The organism is Serratia sp. JSRIV006, assembly GCF_019968685.1.
Classification (GTDB): Bacteria; Pseudomonadota; Gammaproteobacteria; order Enterobacterales; family Enterobacteriaceae; genus Chania; species Chania fonticola_B.
In genome coordinates this window covers 2,341,959-2,358,946 of sequence record NZ_CP074137.1, presented here as the reverse complement: position 1 = coordinate 2,358,946, position 16,988 = coordinate 2,341,959, and the positions used below count along the sequence as shown (strand labels likewise).

At 50.5% G+C, this 16,988-nt stretch carries 17 protein-coding genes and 3 tRNA genes; 7 read left to right on the top strand and 13 right to left on the bottom strand.

The window, feature by feature from the left end:
- The first annotated feature begins 56 nt into the window (after positions 1-56).
- The 3 genes from mdoC to KGP16_RS10805 all read left to right on the top strand — a co-directional run bounded on the left by mdoC (position 57) and on the right by KGP16_RS10805 (position 3,720).
- A complete protein-coding gene (gene mdoC, locus KGP16_RS10815; protein ID WP_059200543.1) occupies positions 57-1,184 on the top strand; it encodes a glucans biosynthesis protein MdoC in 1,128 nt (375 codons plus the stop codon).
- 310 nt (positions 1,185-1,494) lie between these two features.
- Entirely contained in the window at positions 1,495-1,719 is a 225-nt protein-coding gene (locus tag KGP16_RS10810) for a hypothetical protein (protein ID WP_021178338.1), read from the top strand.
- Between the two features lie 279 nt (positions 1,720-1,998).
- A complete protein-coding gene (locus tag KGP16_RS10805; protein WP_059200542.1) occupies positions 1,999-3,720 on the top strand; it encodes a potassium/proton antiporter in 1,722 nt (573 codons plus the stop codon).
- Positions 3,721-4,137: 417 nt separating this feature from the next.
- Here the strand turns inward: KGP16_RS10805 and KGP16_RS27590 are convergent, their stop codons facing one another.
- The 3 genes from KGP16_RS27590 to KGP16_RS10795 all read right to left on the bottom strand — a co-directional run bounded on the left by KGP16_RS27590 (position 4,138) and on the right by KGP16_RS10795 (position 5,266).
- Complete coding sequence (locus KGP16_RS27590) at positions 4,138-4,269, bottom strand: hypothetical protein (RefSeq protein ID WP_021178340.1); 132 nt, start codon at positions 4,267-4,269, stop codon at positions 4,138-4,140.
- A 68-nt stretch (positions 4,270-4,337) separates the two neighbouring features.
- Complete coding sequence (locus KGP16_RS10800; RefSeq protein ID WP_059200541.1) at positions 4,338-4,841, bottom strand: YlaC family protein; 504 nt, start codon at positions 4,839-4,841, stop codon at positions 4,338-4,340.
- A 119-nt stretch (positions 4,842-4,960) separates the two neighbouring features.
- Positions 4,961-5,266, bottom strand: coding sequence for a hypothetical protein (locus KGP16_RS10795; protein WP_021804748.1), 306 nt, complete (start codon positions 5,264-5,266; stop codon positions 4,961-4,963).
- Between the two features lie 144 nt (positions 5,267-5,410).
- Here KGP16_RS10795 and KGP16_RS10790 point away from each other — a divergent pair, with 144 nt between their 5' ends.
- Positions 5,411-5,824: an Exc2 family lipoprotein gene (locus tag KGP16_RS10790; RefSeq protein WP_223501321.1), complete on the top strand. Its 414-nt coding sequence runs from the start codon at positions 5,411-5,413 to the stop codon at positions 5,822-5,824.
- Positions 5,825-6,258: 434 nt separating this feature from the next.
- Entirely contained in the window at positions 6,259-7,761 is a 1,503-nt protein-coding gene (gene proP, locus KGP16_RS10785; RefSeq protein ID WP_021178344.1) for a glycine betaine/L-proline transporter ProP, read from the top strand.
- Between the two features lie 148 nt (positions 7,762-7,909).
- On the opposite strand, the gene KGP16_RS10780 is transcribed toward proP, so the two are convergent.
- On the bottom strand, positions 7,910-8,866 hold the full coding sequence (locus KGP16_RS10780; protein WP_223501319.1) for a DMT family transporter: 957 nt from the start codon (positions 8,864-8,866) through the stop codon (positions 7,910-7,912).
- Positions 8,867-9,005: 139 nt separating this feature from the next.
- Here KGP16_RS10780 and KGP16_RS10775 point away from each other — a divergent pair, with 139 nt between their 5' ends.
- Complete coding sequence (locus KGP16_RS10775) at positions 9,006-9,500, top strand: Lrp/AsnC family transcriptional regulator (RefSeq protein ID WP_024485698.1); 495 nt, start codon at positions 9,006-9,008, stop codon at positions 9,498-9,500.
- A gap of 86 nt (positions 9,501-9,586) precedes the next feature.
- Here the strand turns inward: KGP16_RS10775 and KGP16_RS10770 are convergent, their stop codons facing one another.
- Complete coding sequence (locus KGP16_RS10770) at positions 9,587-10,006, bottom strand: hypothetical protein (RefSeq protein WP_115158355.1); 420 nt, start codon at positions 10,004-10,006, stop codon at positions 9,587-9,589.
- A 266-nt stretch (positions 10,007-10,272) separates the two neighbouring features.
- Here KGP16_RS10770 and KGP16_RS10765 point away from each other — a divergent pair, with 266 nt between their 5' ends.
- Positions 10,273-10,725, top strand: coding sequence for a hypothetical protein (locus KGP16_RS10765; RefSeq protein ID WP_094982295.1), 453 nt, complete (start codon positions 10,273-10,275; stop codon positions 10,723-10,725).
- A 55-nt stretch (positions 10,726-10,780) separates the two neighbouring features.
- Here KGP16_RS10765 and KGP16_RS10760 read toward each other — a convergent pair whose 3' ends face one another.
- The 8 genes from KGP16_RS10760 to uvrY all read right to left on the bottom strand — a co-directional run bounded on the left by KGP16_RS10760 (position 10,781) and on the right by uvrY (position 16,468).
- A complete protein-coding gene (locus tag KGP16_RS10760) occupies positions 10,781-11,185 on the bottom strand; it encodes a hypothetical protein (protein ID WP_059200536.1) in 405 nt (134 codons plus the stop codon).
- A 179-nt stretch (positions 11,186-11,364) separates the two neighbouring features.
- Positions 11,365-12,693 (bottom strand): PD-(D/E)XK nuclease family protein, encoded by a 1,329-nt coding sequence (locus KGP16_RS10755; protein ID WP_223501318.1) that lies wholly within the window; start codon positions 12,691-12,693, stop codon positions 11,365-11,367.
- Positions 12,694-12,936: 243 nt separating this feature from the next.
- Positions 12,937-13,022: transfer RNA gene (locus tag KGP16_RS10750), tRNA-Leu, on the bottom strand.
- 10 nt (positions 13,023-13,032) lie between these two features.
- A tRNA-Cys gene (locus KGP16_RS10745) sits at positions 13,033-13,106 on the bottom strand.
- Positions 13,107-13,161: 55 nt separating this feature from the next.
- A tRNA-Gly gene (locus KGP16_RS10740) sits at positions 13,162-13,237 on the bottom strand.
- Positions 13,238-13,381: 144 nt separating this feature from the next.
- On the bottom strand, positions 13,382-13,930 hold the full coding sequence (gene pgsA / locus KGP16_RS10735) for a CDP-diacylglycerol--glycerol-3-phosphate 3-phosphatidyltransferase (RefSeq protein ID WP_021804755.1): 549 nt from the start codon (positions 13,928-13,930) through the stop codon (positions 13,382-13,384).
- A gap of 56 nt (positions 13,931-13,986) precedes the next feature.
- Complete coding sequence (gene uvrC, locus KGP16_RS10730; RefSeq protein ID WP_071680541.1) at positions 13,987-15,819, bottom strand: excinuclease ABC subunit UvrC; 1,833 nt, start codon at positions 15,817-15,819, stop codon at positions 13,987-13,989.
- A complete protein-coding gene (gene uvrY / locus KGP16_RS10725) occupies positions 15,812-16,468 on the bottom strand; it encodes a UvrY/SirA/GacA family response regulator transcription factor (protein WP_021178351.1) in 657 nt (218 codons plus the stop codon). Before uvrY ends, uvrC begins: the two co-directional genes overlap by 8 nt.
- Positions 16,469-16,988: the final 520 nt, after the last annotated feature.

The following is a 16,988-nucleotide window of genomic DNA, read 5'->3' as shown; positions in this document are numbered from 1 at the left end:
TTGCCGACTTATTAAGCGGGTTTACACTCCCCTGATGCAACCACCAGCGGTAACCTATGACTAACAGCACTAACCAGCGCGAGTTTTTCCTGGATTCGATCCGGGCCTATTTGATGCTGCTGGGCATTCCTTTTCATCTTTCTCTGATTTACTCCAGCCACTCGTGGGCGGTAAACAGCGCGGCCCCGTCGTTTTCGCTGACGGTGCTGAACGACTTTATTCACGCCTTTCGCATGCAGGTGTTCTTCATTATCTCCGGCTACTTCTCCTACATGCTGTACGAACGCTATGACAGCCACCGCTGGTTGAAGGTACGCCTGGAGCGGGTTGCCATTCCGCTGTTGAGCTCTATCCCATTGATTACCCTGCCACAGTTTTTTTTACTCAAGAACTACACCGATAAATTAACCGGTTGGGATGATTTTACCCTTTATCAAAAAATAAACGTGGCGGTTTGGGAGTTGGTCTCCCATCTGTGGTTTTTATTAACCTTATGCTTATTGACCTGTGCCTGTTTTTATCTGTTTAAAAAAATTAAGGCGATAAAAACGCCGATGGCACCGCGGCCAATAAATAAAATGACCACTCTCAGCAATATCTCATTGTGGTTTTTATTGTATGCCTTTATATACGGCGTGTTTCATCGCATTATTTTAATCACCGCCCCGCATTTACTGTCTAACGGCCTGTTCAACTTCGTAGTGATGGAAACCCTGTTCTACCTGCCGTTCTTCATTGTGGGTGCCTATGCGTTTAAGTACTCCTGGCTGAAAGCGGTGTTCCTCAAACCCTCGTGGCCAGCCGTACTGGGCTCACTGCTGCTGTTGGTAGCCTACATGCTCAACCAGAAACTGCTGGCGCACAGCAGCTTCGGGTTTGAACTGGAGATCATGATCAAAGCCGTGCTCGGGGTCCTGATGGCCAACGTGGTGTTCGCATTTGGCCATGCGCTGCTCGATTTCCATTCGCCCCGCATTACCTATCTGGTCAACGCTTCGCTGTTTATCTATCTGGTTCACCATCCGCTGACGCTGATATACGGCGCCTTCGTGACTCCGCTGATCGATAATAATCTGCTGGGTTTCCTGCTGGGTCTGGTGTTCGTCTTTGCTTGCGCCTTCCTGTTATATGAATTGCACAAGCGCATCCCGCTGTTACGCTTCCTGTTCTCTGGTAAAGCCTAACCTCCTGTGTAAGGGCGTTGCTTGCAGCGCCCTGCAAACATAATGTGGCCCTCTCAAGGAGGCCGCATGCTGCGCCCGCTTAGCTATAATTGATCGGTGGTCAGGCACATAGTGCTCAACCTATCACGACCCGTTGATGCAAAGTTGTGCTGGAGCATATTGCGGTGAGTTGTTATAACTACCGTGCATAAGAAAAAATCCACATCCCTGCCTTACGGTAGCGATTGGGCTCACGAACCCTAAGGGATGGCGCATCACCATCGCGTGCGCCGGTAACATTTCCCTTCCGTCACGACAGAGAGGATTTTTAATGACCGATAAACCGACCGCGGCAACCGAAGCCGTAGCAGAAAACGCCACACTACTGAAAATCTTGGGTAGACTGCTGTCCGCACTGGATTCTTCTATCAGTGGCAAAGATCGCAGCGTATTGGTCACCGAGCTTTCCAGCCTCAACCTGGACGGGATCTCTGAGGCCGAAAGGAAACTGGCAGCCGAATTAATCAAGCGTGCTCTGCAATCACTCGATCACTAACCTCCCGCCTGCTAACCATTAAGCCTCCTGCTGGGGGTTAATGGTTTTTCATCAATAACCTGTTTCCTTCCGTCCTCAATGAGCTGATAAATAGGCACAAAAACCGCAATACCCACCTTTCACCTCTCTTTTCATCAAATTTTGCGGCAACTAGCCATAATGACAGCGTTTTTTTGGCAATCAGCCTTGGCGTTGCACAGGACAAACAGGCTATTATGATGCGGTGTCTTTGCTTTGGCGCCTCCCCCCTTTCAGCTCAACTCGCAGGAGAACATTATTTTGGATGCCAGCACGATCAATAGCTTGTTCATCATCGGTGCCGTGTTGGTGGGAGCAAGTATTCTGCTCAGTTCTTTCTCTTCACGCCTGGGTATTCCCATTCTGGTGATCTTCCTGGCGATAGGCATGCTGGCCGGTGTTGACGGCCCTGGAGGCATCGCCTTCGATAACTATCCCGTCGCTTATCTGGTCAGTAACCTGGCTCTGGCCGTGATCCTGCTCGACGGCGGTATGCGTACTCGCGTCAGCTCCTTTCGTGTCGCGCTGTGGCCAGCATTGTCACTGGCTACCATCGGCGTACTGATCACCGCCGGTCTGACGGGCCTGGCCGCCGCCTGGCTGTTTAACCTCGATTTGATCCAGGGGCTACTGATCGGTGCCATTATTGGATCGACCGATGCGGCTGCGGTGTTCTCACTGTTGGGTGGCAAAGGCCTGAACGAGCGTGTCAGCGCGACGCTGGAAATTGAGTCCGGCAGCAACGACCCGATGGCGGTGTTTTTAACCATCACCCTGATTGCCATGATTTCCGCTGGCGAAACCTCGCTAAGCTGGATGTTCATCGTCCATCTCTTGCAGCAGTTCGGCATGGGCATCGTACTCGGCCTGGGCGGAGGCTGGTTGCTGATAACGCTGATCAATCACATCAAGCTGGCGGAAGGGTTGTATCCGCTGCTGGCGGTAAGCGGCGGCATCTTGATCTTTGCATTGACCACGGCCCTGGATGGCAGCGGCATTCTGGCGGTCTATCTGTGCGGCCTGCTGCTGGGTAACCGCCCAATCCGTAACTACCACGGCATTGTGCAAACCTTCGACGGCCTGGCCTGGCTGAGCCAGATCGGCATGTTCCTGGTGCTCGGCCTGTTGCTTAACCCGCACGACCTGTTGCCTATCGCCATCCCTGCCCTGCTGCTCTCGCTGTGGATGATCCTGTTTGCCCGTCCGATATCGGTGTTTATCGGCCTACTGCCGTTTCGCAACTTCAACCTGCGCGAACGCATGTTTATCTCCTGGGTGGGTTTACGCGGCGCGGTGCCGGTGATCCTGGCGGTGTTTCCGATGATGGCCGGGCTACCCAATGCCAATCTGTTCTTTAACGTCGCGTTCTTTGTGGTGTTGGTTTCACTGCTGTTGCAGGGCACTTCGCTGTCCTTTGCCGCCAAAAAGGCCAAGGTGGTGGTGCCACCGGCATTAGCCCCGATCTCCCGCGTGGGGCTGGATGTTCATCAGGAAAACCAATGGGAGCAGTTTGTCTATCAGCTAAGCGCAGAAAACTGGTGCGTTGGCGCGGCGCTACGCGAACTCAAGATGCCACCGGGAACGCACATTGCCGCGCTGTTCCGTGGCAAAGAACTGTTACACCCTAGCGGCAGCACCCGCTTGTTGGAAGGCGATACCCTGTGCGTTATTGGCCATGAACACGATCTGCCTGCATTGGGTAAACTGTTCAGCCAGGCACCTACGGTTACGCTGGATGAGCGGTTCTTCGGTGATTTCATTCTGCAATCTGATGCGCGCCTGAGTGATATCTCTCAGGTCTACGGCCTGAATCTGCAAGACGGTGTGGACGATCAGCAAACGCTCGGCCAGTTCGTTACCCGGTTAATCGGGGGGGAAGCCGTGGTGGGGGATCAGGTGGAATGGGATGGTTTGACCTGGACTATCGCGGAGATGGATGCTAATCAAATCAGCAAAATAGGCGTCAAGATCGTTACCGATTAACCCGCTCATCGCCATTAACCTTTCCGTTGCGGGAACTAATCCGGCCCGGATAACTCTTAATGACTGTCATTAATGCCCGCCCCAGCGTTGAGGTGGGCCGTTTGCGGCACATCAACCGTCGGATAAGATCTTGAGCAGCAAAACGAAGTTCTTTTCAGCCTTGACCGTCATCGCTTTAAGCGTTGCCTTGCTGGATTTGGGTATCGCCGATTTGGTCCATCGAATACTACTTGGATGATGTAACCTGATGCAAAAACAACAAGAGAAAGATTTACTGGGAAAGGTGCTGCTGACCGTTTCTGCCCTGTGCCTCGTTACCGTGGCCGGGCTGTTGATCTGGGGTTTTGTGCTGGATTGAGGCTATGTCTGGCGGGCGGGCATAAAAAAACCGCCGCAGCGGTTTTTTTGGCAATTCAATCAGATTTTGCAGCCTTCGCAGTCTTCTTCATCCTCAAGAATTTCAGGAACTTCCCTAGCCTTCTGTGCCGCATTTTTTTCTGCTTTGGCTAATTCATCATCAATGTCAAAATCAAAAATATCATCACTCATCGCTATTTCCTAAGAATAGTCTCATGCCAACGGCTATTATAGCCAACCTCGACACCGGTGCAACCTATTCAGCTCAGCGCGGCTTGTGGCACTGACGGGGTAGCTAATTTTTTGGCATAAGCCAGATCGTAAACGTCATAGAAATCAATCTCGCCCTTGTTGGCGATGATTTCCTGCATACGGGTTTTCAACACCGAGCTTACCGTAGGTTCGTTCAACAGTGCCTCAATTGCCTGCGGCGACAGTGCGCGCGTAAAGTACCATTCCCCATTGTAACAAACTCGCAGATCCAGTACGCCGATGTCCTCAAAGCGGTAAACCGGCTTGATTTCTATCAGCAGCATGGCAAACATAAACAGCACAAAGGCAGTAAAACCCAGGAACGAATACAGCCCCATGTAGGGCACCGGGTACATCACCGCGATCACCGCAAAATAGCCAGCGAACATGGCAAAACACAGCCAGCGATGGGTACGTGCAAACTCGCTGTTGAAGCGCGGCTTACCATCACGCCCTTCCCGCCGGTTAATCTGTTCTATCTCCGCAACCAGGATGTTCTTAATCGTATCCATCGCCATACCTTAATGCCTCAGCGCATCGTGACTATCACCAATCTCAGCCCAAGCTATCACAATGACAGTTTATTGAGGTAGATCAATTCCTGCATTATTCGCCGCAAACTGTTATAGGATCAGCGTGACTGTGATGCCCTTCCCTGCCCCTGCGCGACCATAAACATACGCTGTGCAACATCATCCGCCTGCTTGATTTTACGTTTCTGCGGTTCGTCACAGCGATGTGCAGCACGTACATAGGCGATTTCATGTGCCTGATCGATCATCGAAATCACCTTGTCGCACGCTGTTTTATCCATATTACCCAAAATGGTGGTGATGATTGCCTGGTAGGCATTGGAGGCCGCAGTGAGTGCCTGTTCACGGGCTTCCAATGCCTCTATACGCTGCAAAAGCACTTGAAGCAGTTCGGTATCAGACATATCCACCTCCACTCACCAGGCAACGCTGCCTGTAATAAGTGTAGCAAGGGTTGCGCTATCATGATGGGTTTCAATATGTTGCCACTGGGATAGAATAGCGGCACATCCTTTGGGACCTTCAATACCTATTACAAGGAGCATCACATGCCATCAAAACGTTATCGTTCTATCCCGTTGCTTGCCGCGCTGTTGCTTTGCGCCTGCTCCGCCTCACAAAGTAGCGTTGAAAGACACGCTCGCCATGCCACCTTCCAGTTGGCGGAGGCGCATTTCGGCCCTGATACGCGCACCGATATCTCAAAATCGACGAAAGCCGCCATCCCATTCTTTGAGCAGTTTTACCAGGCAGGAACAAAAGATCGCCAGGATGGACTGACCCGCGAACAGGCACAGCAAAGGGTGAATGAGTTCCGCAACCCTGATTTTTTACCTGAATCAGAACAAAAGGCGACGATGTATAATCAATCCTATACGGCTGACTCGCCGAAAAAACAGCGCGAGATCCTGCTCGAAAATGCTATCGCCACTTACTGGGATGGCTATGACGGCAAGCCTTAACCAGACGACCAGCTTACAGCACCGCCTCTGCTCTTGCGTCTGTGTGGGGGCCTTAACTCTGTATCATTCCTGTACTGTTCGGGGACATCGTAGACAGGTGTTCGGGGACATACTGAACACTTTTCACCCCCCCTTTATTGATGAAAATCCACCCATCCCTCAGACTTTCCTGCCGTAAAAGTCACTGAAAAACATAACATTTTTTACTCGGTTTGATTCAAGCTCCAGATAACGCTAAGCTATATGACAAGAAAAACTAATCCTAAGGATGACATTTTTTGTTTAAAACCCTAATTATTGTGATGAGACTCTCAGAAAAAAACCACGAGGACGATCTGCAAAACAGAGGTAACATTAGCCTGACTGATATCTTGACCAATAAAAATGAGCGGGCCGACGAACTCGCCGACGATCAATTTTGCATGGGATGATTTATGAAGCTAAGAAAAAAAAAGCATAAACCACTACAGATTAATGACATCACTATTATTGATGACAGCAAGTTAAAGAAAGCCATTACCGCCGCCGCATTAGGCAACGCCATGGAATGGTTTGACTTCGGTGTTTACGGCTTTGTCGCCTACGCACTTGGCCAGGTGTTCTTCCCTGGCGCCTCGCCTGGCGTGCAAATGATTGCCGCTCTGGCCACCTTCTCGGTTCCTTTCCTGGTACGTCCTTTGGGCGGTGTCTTCTTCGGTGCCATGGGCGATAAATTCGGCCGCCAGAAAGTGTTATCCGTTACCATCATTATTATGGCGATCAGTACCTTCTGTATCGGCCTGATCCCGTCCCACGCCTCGATTGGCATCTGGGCCCCTATCCTGCTGTTGCTGGCCAAACTGGCACAGGGCTTCTCCGTCGGTGGGGAGTATTCTGGCGCAGCCATCTTTGTGGCCGAGTATTCACCGGACCGTAAACGCGGATTTATGGGCAGTTGGCTCGACTTTGGCTCCATCGCCGGCTTCGTATTAGGGGCAGGTGTGGTGGTACTTATCTCCAGCATCGTGGGTGAGGCCAACTTCCTCGACTGGGGCTGGCGTATTCCGTTCTTCCTGGCAGCACCGCTGGGGATAATTGGCCTGTATTTGCGCCACGCCTTGGAAGAAACGCCAGCGTTCCAGCAGCATATGGACAAAATGGAACAGAACGATCGTGCGGCCATTGAGAACCCGCCGAAAACCTCGTTCAAAGAGATCGCTACCAAGCACTGGAGAAGCCTGCTGGTGTGCGTAGGTATCGTGATCTCAACCAACGTGACCTACTACATGCTGCTGACCTACATGCCAAGCTACCTGTCGCATAACCTGCACTATTCCGAAGACCACGGCGTGCTGATTATCATTGCCATCATGCTAGGTATGTTGTTCGTCCAGCCACTGGTCGGCATGACCAGCGACCGCATTGGCCGTAAACCCTTCATCATTGGCGGTAGCCTCGGTCTGCTGGTGCTGGCCATCCCTAGCTTTATCTTGATCAACAGTAACGTTATTGGCCTGATTTTTGTTGGCCTGTTGATACTGGCCGTGTTGCTCAACTCCTTTATCGGGGTAATGGCCTCCATTCTGCCTGCGATGTTCCCTACCCACATCCGTTACAGCGCGCTGGCGATTTCATTCAATATCTCGGTACTGGTTGCGGGTGTCACACCAACGCTGGCCGCCTGGCTGGTCGAAACCACCGGTAACCTGTATATGCCAGCCTATTATCTGATGGTGGTAGCCGCGATTGGTCTGGTTACCGGCCTGTATATGAAAGAAACGGCCAACAAGCCGCTGCGCGGTGCTGCTCCTGCCGCCTCTGACCGCTCAGAAGCCAAAGAGCTGCTGCAGGAAACTTACGATAATATCGAGCAGAAAGTGGAAGATATCAGCCAGCAAATCGCCGATTTGGAGAAGAAAAAGCAAACGCTGATCGACCAGCATCCAAAACTGGATTAATTCTCCTCGGTGAACAAACAGGCCAGAGCTCGTTAGCGTAACGACTCTGGCCTTTTTATTAGTCTCAATGGGCGCTGCATGAAGCCGGTCAAGATGTTGTCAGCGGCCTCGTTCAACTTAGCCAGGTTATGAACCCGTAGCAGATTCGCTAGGAAGTCTTAATGCCATTTGTCGATGGTTTTACCGTCACGATAAAAATACCCGCCATAATGACCAGCAGGCCAATACCCAGCGTGAGAGTCAATTGCTCCCCCAGAAAGACAACGGACATCAGTAAGCCTATCACCGGCACCCCGAGCATCGCCGTTGACATGCTGGTGCTCGACAGCCACATGCTGGCGGCATTCACCGCAACAAAGCAGAACGCGGTCGCCAGCGGGCCCATAAACAGCAGTATTTCGATTAACGATGTAGAACCATCGCCGGTATATGGCCCTTCGCATACCCGAGCCATCAACGCCAACGGTACGCTTGCCAGCAACATCTGCCAGGGAGCAAGCTCATACGCGCTGCACACTCCTTTATGATAACGCAAGTGCAAAATGCACATCGCCCAGGCAAAGGAGGCCGTCAGCAACATCAGGTTAGCCACAATCATAACCTTATCGCCCCAGTTAAACGTGAACGGGTTGAACAGTACAATGACCCCTACACCACCCAGCAACGATCCCATCAGTTGCCGACGCGAAAGCGGCTGCCGGAAAAATACCACTGCGATTGGCGTGACCCAGAGTGGCGTGGTGTAAGCCAGGATAGCGGATCGGCCAGCAGGCACTTCGGTCATGGCAAAAGCACCGAGCACGGTAAATGTCAGCATTTGCAGCAGCCCGACGCTCACCACTAACGGCCAATCCTTGCGGGGCGGGAATCGCAACTTTTTGGTCAATATCTGTAGAGCAAACAGGCACAGCGCACCACTGACAAATCGGGTGGAAGAAAGCCAAATCGGCGTCATATGTGAAAGCCCTGCCTTCATCACCGGCCAGTTAGCCCCCCAAATCACAATGGCCCCAACCAGCAGCAGGACGCCTTTGATTTTCACGCTATCAGGCGTATAGCTCGGCACGCTTGGCGAGCTGGTTAAGTATTTACCCTCAGTATCCACAGCGGTTTCTCATCCATTCATGCAATATGCTAATTTTATCTGGATAACCGGGGAAACTTTCTCTTATTATGTTTTTCAAATCGGTTTTTATGAGTCATTTTAACCTCATAAATCACATTTTAAGGGTAAATTCTCTCATATGAAGAAGCTTGATCGCACAGACGTTGCCATTCTGAACTCGATGCAAACTAACTCGAGGATCACCAATGCTGAGCTTGCCCGTTCGGTCAATCTATCCCCAACTCCCTGCTTCAACCGTGTAAAAGCCATGGAGGAGTTGGGCATCATCAGGGGGCAAGTCACCTTGCTGGAACCGGCGGTGCTAGGGCTCCATGTGAACGTATTTATTCAGGTGAGTTTGGAAAAGCAGGTTGAAGGTGCACTCAGTAACTTTGAACAGGCCATTGATCAGCGCCCAGAAGTGATGGAGTGTTACCTGATGACGGGCGATGCCGATTATCTGCTGCGGGTATTGGTGCCCGATATCCGCGCGCTTGAGCGTTTCATTCTGGATCATCTGACCAAGATACCGGGCGTAGCCAACATCCGCTCCAGCTTTGCCCTCAAGCAGGTGCGCTATAAAACGGCGCTGCCGCTACCGGCCGAAGGCATCAGCATAGTCTCGACGAAATAGCCGTTTGATCACGAGTCACGCCTGAGCTGACAAACTTCAACCTGAAATAAACTGCGCGGAAACGGGCGCCTCCGCGCATAGAAGGATTATTTTTTCTTGGCTGTAGTCGGGTTTGGTTTGGCTTTCTTTGGCTTGGCAACGACTTCTGCAGCAACGGTTGACTCTTTAACCGCTGGAGCCGATGTCTTGGCCCTCGATTTTGCCGCTACGGGGGCCTTGTCGACATTGTTTTTTGCTTTGGCTGCAACCACTGCAGGTTTACTTGGCAATGTAGCCATCTTAACCTCCGAGGCAGGGAGCGCTGTAGGGTTGTCCTTAGCCTGAACAGCACCGGGCTCTGCAGCTAATGCCTTATACTTTTCCACCAGGTTTTGGTAAGTGTTTAACGCTTTGGCACCATTAAAGGCGTTGTCAATTTTCCCTGCGCGGATCAACTCGATAACCACCTGCTGGGCCGCTAGCTCTGGATGTTTCGCCGGGTTAATAATCTCAATTTCAAATTCCATCGTCATCTCCTGAGTGAATAGCCGAGTCTTGTAGCATACCAGTTGCCGCTGGCAACAAAATCGGGCTGAATCCATTCAATTTATAAATCGACGATAGAGAAGCCATAGCGCTCCGTTTGTATTCGACCACCGAATGAGAAAATGCTTCGTTGCTTGTTGAATCGCGTTAAGGGCTATTGAGTGCTAGATTTAGATATACCCCTCAGCCACCGAAATATCCGGTCCGTTTCCGTGGCAATAGATCGGCTCATTTTGGAGGAACTACAATGTCAAAAAATGCAGCTGTTATGCTGACACTGACGCTACTTGGCATCGCCCCGGCCCACGCCATCAACGCAAAATTTGCCCAGCAGTTGGAGCGTTCTGGCTGTACCCAAGTGACCGAGGCTCAAGGCTGTGACATTCACAAAACCAAGGCCGAGAATGCCAAGGCCGGCTTTGGAGCCGCCCCCACTGCTGACACCAGTGCCAGCCCATATGCCGGTGAGTGGGTTGCCACCTTTCCAGAGACAGGTGCCACGGTAGCGACAATCAGTATCGATGGTAAGGATCGTGTATTGGTGAACGGCAAGCAGGTCAAGGCAAAAAAATCTGATGGCGCGCTGGTGTTCAGAAGTGGCACCATCACTTATACCATTCAAGGAGATCGTCGCCTCAAGGGGCAAGATGTCTGGGTGGATAATGATGCAGGCAGCAAAGGAGTGATTAATGCCAAATAGAGAAAACGAGGAAAATAGTAGATCGCAGAACTAGCGGCACCAGCAGCTCAGTACGCTAAAGGATTTTTTGGGTTTCCTTTAGCATTTTCAGCATGATTTTCCCTGAGTCAGGGGCACTTTTGTAAATACTCAATGCTTTATTTCGGTATATCCCACGATACGTTTTGGCCATGAGCGGGAGAGGTATGAGCACAAAAGGGATCATGCCCGCACCAAACGCTGCCAAACCAAACACCCAGTCCATTAGAGTAACGATCAGTAGAACAAAGCAGTAATGGGCTGCGAAAGCTATACCCGCGCATTTTTTGGCCCAGCCAGGTACAAACAGCTGCGCATAGATCTTGTCATTTCCAAACTCTTCCACAATGCTCCGGGCGGTGGCAAGCATACCCGAAAACCAAAAACAGGGTATATATGTGATGACCAATGAAAACACAACAATAATATCCCACTGACTCATGCTTACTCCCCTGTTTTTATGGTGCGAACCTTTCAGTGTTATTACCATGAAGATGGGATAGTGACAAGGACCAGCATAAAAGGACGTGCTATGTACTTGATTATACTAGCTCATTGTTCTGCATTACACCTTCGAGGATAACGCCCAAGGCAAATCAAATGTTCCAGGTATCTGCACAGCTATCGAAGTATCTCGCTTTGCCGAGCCGCGTCGATTTGCGCCCCTACTTTAGCGGCGATCTCAACCGCTTTTTTTACTACCTCGCCTGCGTTTAATTTGGAACCTACGACTAATCGCCTCTCTACGCTGTCGCAAAATTTTTCTAACCCAGGGAAACTTTTCGCCATGAGTTCTCTCAGCGCTTGACTATCACATTCATCGTCATTGAACTCGTCCTTCACCCAGATAAGCCTTAACGTGAATTTCGATTTTTCATCATCATTTTTGGTCTCACGAAAGATATTCAGATAAATTGGCCAATATCCATCAGAGCTCTGCATCAGCGATTGCATCTCTGCCGTGGAAAATCTAAGCCATAAGCGTCCATGCTCAATGTTTTCATGATCAAGGTCTGGTAATTGCTTGCGCAAGCTGACCAAAACAGAGCCGATCCCTCGGGCTTGCACCAAGAGATCGCATAACTGACGGTTTTGTTGAATGAACAGCAATAGTTCGCTTTCTGGCCCACTAAAGTGCAGAGGTTTCCACTCTGTTGGACCTATCCTTCTGGTTTTTTTGAGCGCTTCCACCACAGTCTCATGCTGTGAAGCTAACTCTGCCGCCAGCTCTGAAACGCGTTTTTCGTTCGGGCCTTGCCATCCCGTCTGCTTTTGGCAGTATGCCATCAGCAGTTGGGCAGCTTGGTTATTACGCTCTATGTGATGGCGAGCCCGATTTGCAGACGCTTCCAACCAGCTATAGTCGAGCAAAGCCCACTTATTGCCTAACGACTTTAAATGTTCTTCGGTGTACTGCGACAAATCGCGATCTACCACCAAATAGGCAAAGTCGTAATCTTTAAACACCTTGCGACTGCTGATTTGAGCATTCACAGCGGTGTAATAAGAACTCAGTTGACCTTCCGTTAAGGCGGCTCCAGCCTTATTTTCTATGGTCACGACGATACGATTGTTCGGATCAATCAAAAATAGGTCAAGACGCCCCCTTTTATTGGCCTCGCTGATTGACAAACTGAATTCCCTGGCGATGAACGTAGAACCGAAGCTTGATGTGCGTACACGACCTGGTGTCCATTTCTCAAAGAAGGCCTTATTTGAGAACTTATTCGTCTGTGCGCCTGCATTGTAGGCAGCCACCAACAAGTCCTTAACCACGGCATCACCTTGCCCATGGCCTTCGTTAGGATGGAGACACCAGGCGAGCATATCGGAGTGCTGTGTTTCAGACAGCGAGATAACGTCCAGAAAGTCGTCCGAAACCTTTACACACTCGACCAAGTCGACCAATCGATTATCAGAGAGAAATGAATACAGGTCCTGCGATTCCATAGCTAATTGTCCATTAATAGTTGGGATTGCTGGAAACTCTTTGGGAGATTTCCGTAGTAGGAATAACGAGAAAAAGTTGAAGGGGGTGCCGCTAGTGGGGTTGAATAGTATGCCGACTGCGACTTCTATCTTCCGAGAGCCTCTTCCGAAAAGGTTCCAAAGCAGATTTCAGGCACAAAAAAACCGCCTCTCGGCGGTACGACATTACTACATATTGCTTTGATTATTCTTAGTGTATTTTCCTGGTACCCGGGGCGGGACTTGAACCCGCACAGCCATAAGCCGAGGGATTTTAAATCCCTTGTGTCTACCGATTTCACCACCCGGGCTCGGGAAAATTGGAGGCGCGTTCCGGAGTCGAACCGGACTAGACGGATTTGCAATCCGCTACATAACCGCTTTGTTAACGCGCCTTAATTCTGTTTGCCTTTGCAGGCTAAAGCTCGCAATCACCAGCTTTACTAAATTTGGAGCGGGAAACGAGACTCGAACTCGCGACCCCGACCTTGGCAAGGTCGTGCTCTACCAACTGAGCTATTCCCGCATTAATCAGAACTTGCTGATTTTTTTAAATCTTTTGGCAACTCACCGCTGCCGTCTGATGCGATGCATTCTACTTATCTGGCGTGGTGAGTCAATAAAATTGTTATCTCACCGGGTTCGTTTGCCGATTTTTACATCGCTTCGATCAAGGTTCCAGCAAATCGCGGCGTGCCGCGTTCAAATATTGGAACATTGACCAGAAGGTCAGCACGGCCGCGATGTACAGCAAGCCGAACGACAGATACTCCACCGTAGGCTCCGGCCGCCACAACAGGCCAACCAATGACATCATCTGCGCCATGGTTTTCACCTTGCCAATCCACGAAACCGCCACGCTGCTGCGCTTGCCGATTTCCGCCATCCATTCGCGCAACGACGAGATAATGATCTCGCGGGCAATCATGGTTGCCGCAGGCAGAGTGATCCACCAGGTGTGATAATGCTCCGCTACCAGCACCAGGGCCACCGCCACCATCACCTTATCGGCAACCGGATCGAGGAACGCACCAAAGCGGGTTGTCTGCTTCCAGCGACGGGCTAAAAAGCCGTCAAACCAGTCGGTTACAGCAGCAAACACGAAAATGACCGCACAGAGCATGGGAGCCCAGACGAACGGCAGGTAAAACGCCAGGACGAAGAATGGGATCAAAACTACGCGGAACAGGGTAAGCCAAGTCGGTATATTCAATTGCATAATGCTGGTAACTATCTGGCTGGAGTGGAAATTAAGAGTATGTTGCTACATTGCCCTCAGTGTTTCAATGCATTGTAGATCTTTTCTGCCAATGCTTGTGAAATACCCGGCACTTTTGCAATTTCCTCAACGCTGGCGTTCAATAATGGTTGAAGTCCACCCATATACTTCAACAGCACCTGACGCCGTTTTGGCCCAACGCCGTCAATCAGTTCAAGGGCGCTGGTGTTTTTGACTTTCGCCCGTTTCTGGCGATGGCCGGTGATCGCATGGTTGTGTGAGTCATCACGAATATGCTGGATCACGTGCAGTGCCGGCGAGTCCGAAGGTAGCGAAATCCCCTCCCCCTCAGGGACGAAGAACAACGTCTCCAGCCCGGCTTTGCGATCGCTGCCTTTGGCAATACCGATCAACAATGGTTTGTTCTTGTCCCAGGTCACGTTGAGCGAATTGAACACGTCAATCGCCATACCCAGTTGCCCTTTCCCGCCATCAATAAAGATGACGTCCGGGATCTTGCTCTCTTCCAGAGCTTTACCATAGCGCCGTTTCAGCACTTGCGCCATCGCGGCATAGTCATCACCCGGCGTGATGCCGGTAATATTGTAGCGCCGATACTCCGAGCGCAGTGGACCATTGCTATCGAACACCACGCAGGAAGCAACTGTCTGCTCCCCCATGGTGTGGCTGATATCGAAACACTCCATCCGGTTTATTTCGGTCAGGTTCAGCGTTTTCGCCAGTTCCGCCAGCCGCTGATGGATAGTCGATTGCTGAGAAAGCTTGGTGACCAGCGCCGTCGAGGCATTGGTACGTGCCAGCTTCAAGTAGCGGGCACGGTCGCCACGCGGCTTGCTCTGGATCTGGATCTTGCGGCCAGCCAGTTCGCTTAGCGAGCTAGCCAGCAGATCTTTTTCCGGTAACGTAAAGTCCAGCAGGATCTCGGCTGGCAAAGTGCGCGCCTGGCTGCCTTGTAAATAGAACTGGCCCACAAAGGTCTGCACCACTTCACTCAATTCTGTACCGCCCGGCACTTTAGGGAAGTAGCTGCGGCTGCCTAACACTTTACCCTGGCGAATAAACAGCACGTGTACGCAGGCCATACCCGCATCGAAAGCCACGCCGATCACGTCCAGATCGTCGCTGTCTCCTGAGACAAACTGCTTTTCCGTTACTCGCCGTACCGCCTGGATCTGATCGCGGATGCGCGCAGCTTCTTCAAAATTGAGCAGTTTGCTGGCGTTTTCCATCCGCGCAATCAACTGGTGCAAGACCTGCTGATCCTTACCGGACAAAAACAGGCGCACATAGTCTACTTGCTGACGGTAATCTTCCTCACTCACCAAACCGGCGACGCATGGCCCCAGACAACGGCCAATCTGATACTGCAGGCAAGGACGGGAGCGATTGCGGTAGACGCTGTTATCGCATTGACGTACGGGGAACAGTTTTTGCAACAGCGCCAGCGTTTCACGCACGGCGTAAGAATTGGGGAACGGGCCAAAGTATTCACCTTTGGCATGCTTGGCACCACGGTGTACCGTCAGCCGTGGGTGGCTATCGGCACTCAAAAAAATCAGCGGATAGGATTTATCGTCACGCAACAGAACGTTATATCGGGGCTGATACAGCTTGATATAATTATGTTCCAACAGTAGCGCCTCGGTTTCCGTATGGGTAACGGTAACGTCAATTTGCGCGATATTTTTGACCAGCGTTTCCGTCTTGCGGCTACTGACCTGAGTGCGAAAATAGCTCGCGAGACGTTTTTTCAGGTCCTTGGCTTTACCCACATAGATCACCGTCCCCGTCAGATCATACATGCGATATACGCCAGGCTGACTGGTTACGGTTTTAAGAAATGCCGGTGCATCAAAACGATCATTCACTGCTTAACAAGGTCTCCGCGTTGAACAGCCCGTGTCTGATCGCCAGATGGGTCAATTCAACATCCCCGCTGATATTCAGCTTGGTGAACATACGATAACGATAACTATTCACTGTTTTAGGGCTGAGATTCAGCTGTTCTGAAATCTCATTCACTTTCTTCCCTTTAGTGATCATCAACATAATTTGTAATTCACGCTCAGACAAGGTACTGAACGGGTTTTCCGCCTGCGGCTCCAACTGGCTTAATGCCATTTGCTGGGCGATGTCCGAAGCGATGTAGCGCTGGCCGGCATGTACCGAACGGATCGCATTAATCACCTCTTGCGGTGCTGCGCCTTTGCTCAGATAGCCAGCTGCGCCCGCCTGCATCACCTTGGCAGGCAACGGATTCTCAGTATGAATAGTCAACATGATGACTTTGATATCGGGCGTGTAACGCACAATCTTACGGGTGGCTTCCAGCCCCCCAATACCCGGCATATTCATATCCATCAAAACGATATCGACAGTGTTGCCGCGGCACCATTTTACGGCATCTTCACCGCATTGTGCTTCGCCAACAACTTTAATGCCTTTGATATCTTCAAGAATGCGTCGTATCCCTGCGCGCACCAGTTCGTGGTCATCAACAAGAAGAACGCTAATCAAGGAAAATTCTCCAAAATAAGGGAGTAACGCAATCAATCAGCCTCTGTCATCTAAACAGATATTACTTGGTTTTCAGCAAAGAATGAATACAGATTAATACTTACTCTCGGTTAACTATGGCCAGGTTTGTCGACCCCTGTACCACCTTTGTTACGATTAAAGCACTGGTTAACGGATAAAAAACCATCAAGCCTATTAGGCTCAATACATTACCACCATGATACGCCATTTTACGCCTTCTGGCGGGAAAATTAATCGCTGTTTTCACAAAACCAGATAATAACCACCCTGCCAATTATCACCTGTAACTATATGAATTACAAAAAAATAACAAAATTACGCCATTTTTAATCACGTACAAACCGCTGTAGGTAAACCCTTATTCAGAATACATAACCGTTGTAGATGGGGAAAAAGGTGACATTTCAAGAGAAAATAACCGTCCTAAATGTCAATAGCTTGCAGATGAAATAGTTATTCATCACGTCGAATTAAGCCAGTATTACTTTATAAAATCCAC

Bases quoted from the DNA above. Each gene is read 5' to 3' on its own strand.
- KGP16_RS10755 (WP_223501318.1), bottom strand. From the start codon at position 12,693: ATGGAATCGCAGGACCTGTATTCATTTCTCTCTGATAATCGATTGGTC.
- KGP16_RS10775 (WP_024485698.1), top strand. From the start codon at position 9,006: ATGAAGAAGCTTGATCGCACAGACGTTGCCATTCTGAACTCGATGCAA.
- KGP16_RS10770 (WP_115158355.1), bottom strand. From the start codon at position 10,006: ATGGAATTTGAAATTGAGATTATTAACCCGGCGAAACATCCAGAGCTA.
- KGP16_RS10765 (WP_094982295.1), top strand. From the start codon at position 10,273: ATGTCAAAAAATGCAGCTGTTATGCTGACACTGACGCTACTTGGCATC.
- KGP16_RS10810 (WP_021178338.1), top strand. From the start codon at position 1,495: ATGACCGATAAACCGACCGCGGCAACCGAAGCCGTAGCAGAAAACGCC.
- mdoC (WP_059200543.1), top strand. From the start codon at position 57: ATGACTAACAGCACTAACCAGCGCGAGTTTTTCCTGGATTCGATCCGG.
- KGP16_RS27590 (WP_021178340.1), bottom strand. From the start codon at position 4,269: ATGAGTGATGATATTTTTGATTTTGACATTGATGATGAATTAGCCAAA.
- KGP16_RS10795 (WP_021804748.1), bottom strand. From the start codon at position 5,266: ATGTCTGATACCGAACTGCTTCAAGTGCTTTTGCAGCGTATAGAGGCA.
- KGP16_RS10790 (WP_223501321.1), top strand. From the start codon at position 5,411: ATGCCATCAAAACGTTATCGTTCTATCCCGTTGCTTGCCGCGCTGTTG.
- KGP16_RS10800 (WP_059200541.1), bottom strand. From the start codon at position 4,841: ATGGATACGATTAAGAACATCCTGGTTGCGGAGATAGAACAGATTAAC.
- proP (WP_021178344.1), top strand. From the start codon at position 6,259: ATGAAGCTAAGAAAAAAAAAGCATAAACCACTACAGATTAATGACATC.
- pgsA (WP_021804755.1), bottom strand. From the start codon at position 13,930: ATGCAATTGAATATACCGACTTGGCTTACCCTGTTCCGCGTAGTTTTG.
- KGP16_RS10760 (WP_059200536.1), bottom strand. From the start codon at position 11,185: ATGAGTCAGTGGGATATTATTGTTGTGTTTTCATTGGTCATCACATAT.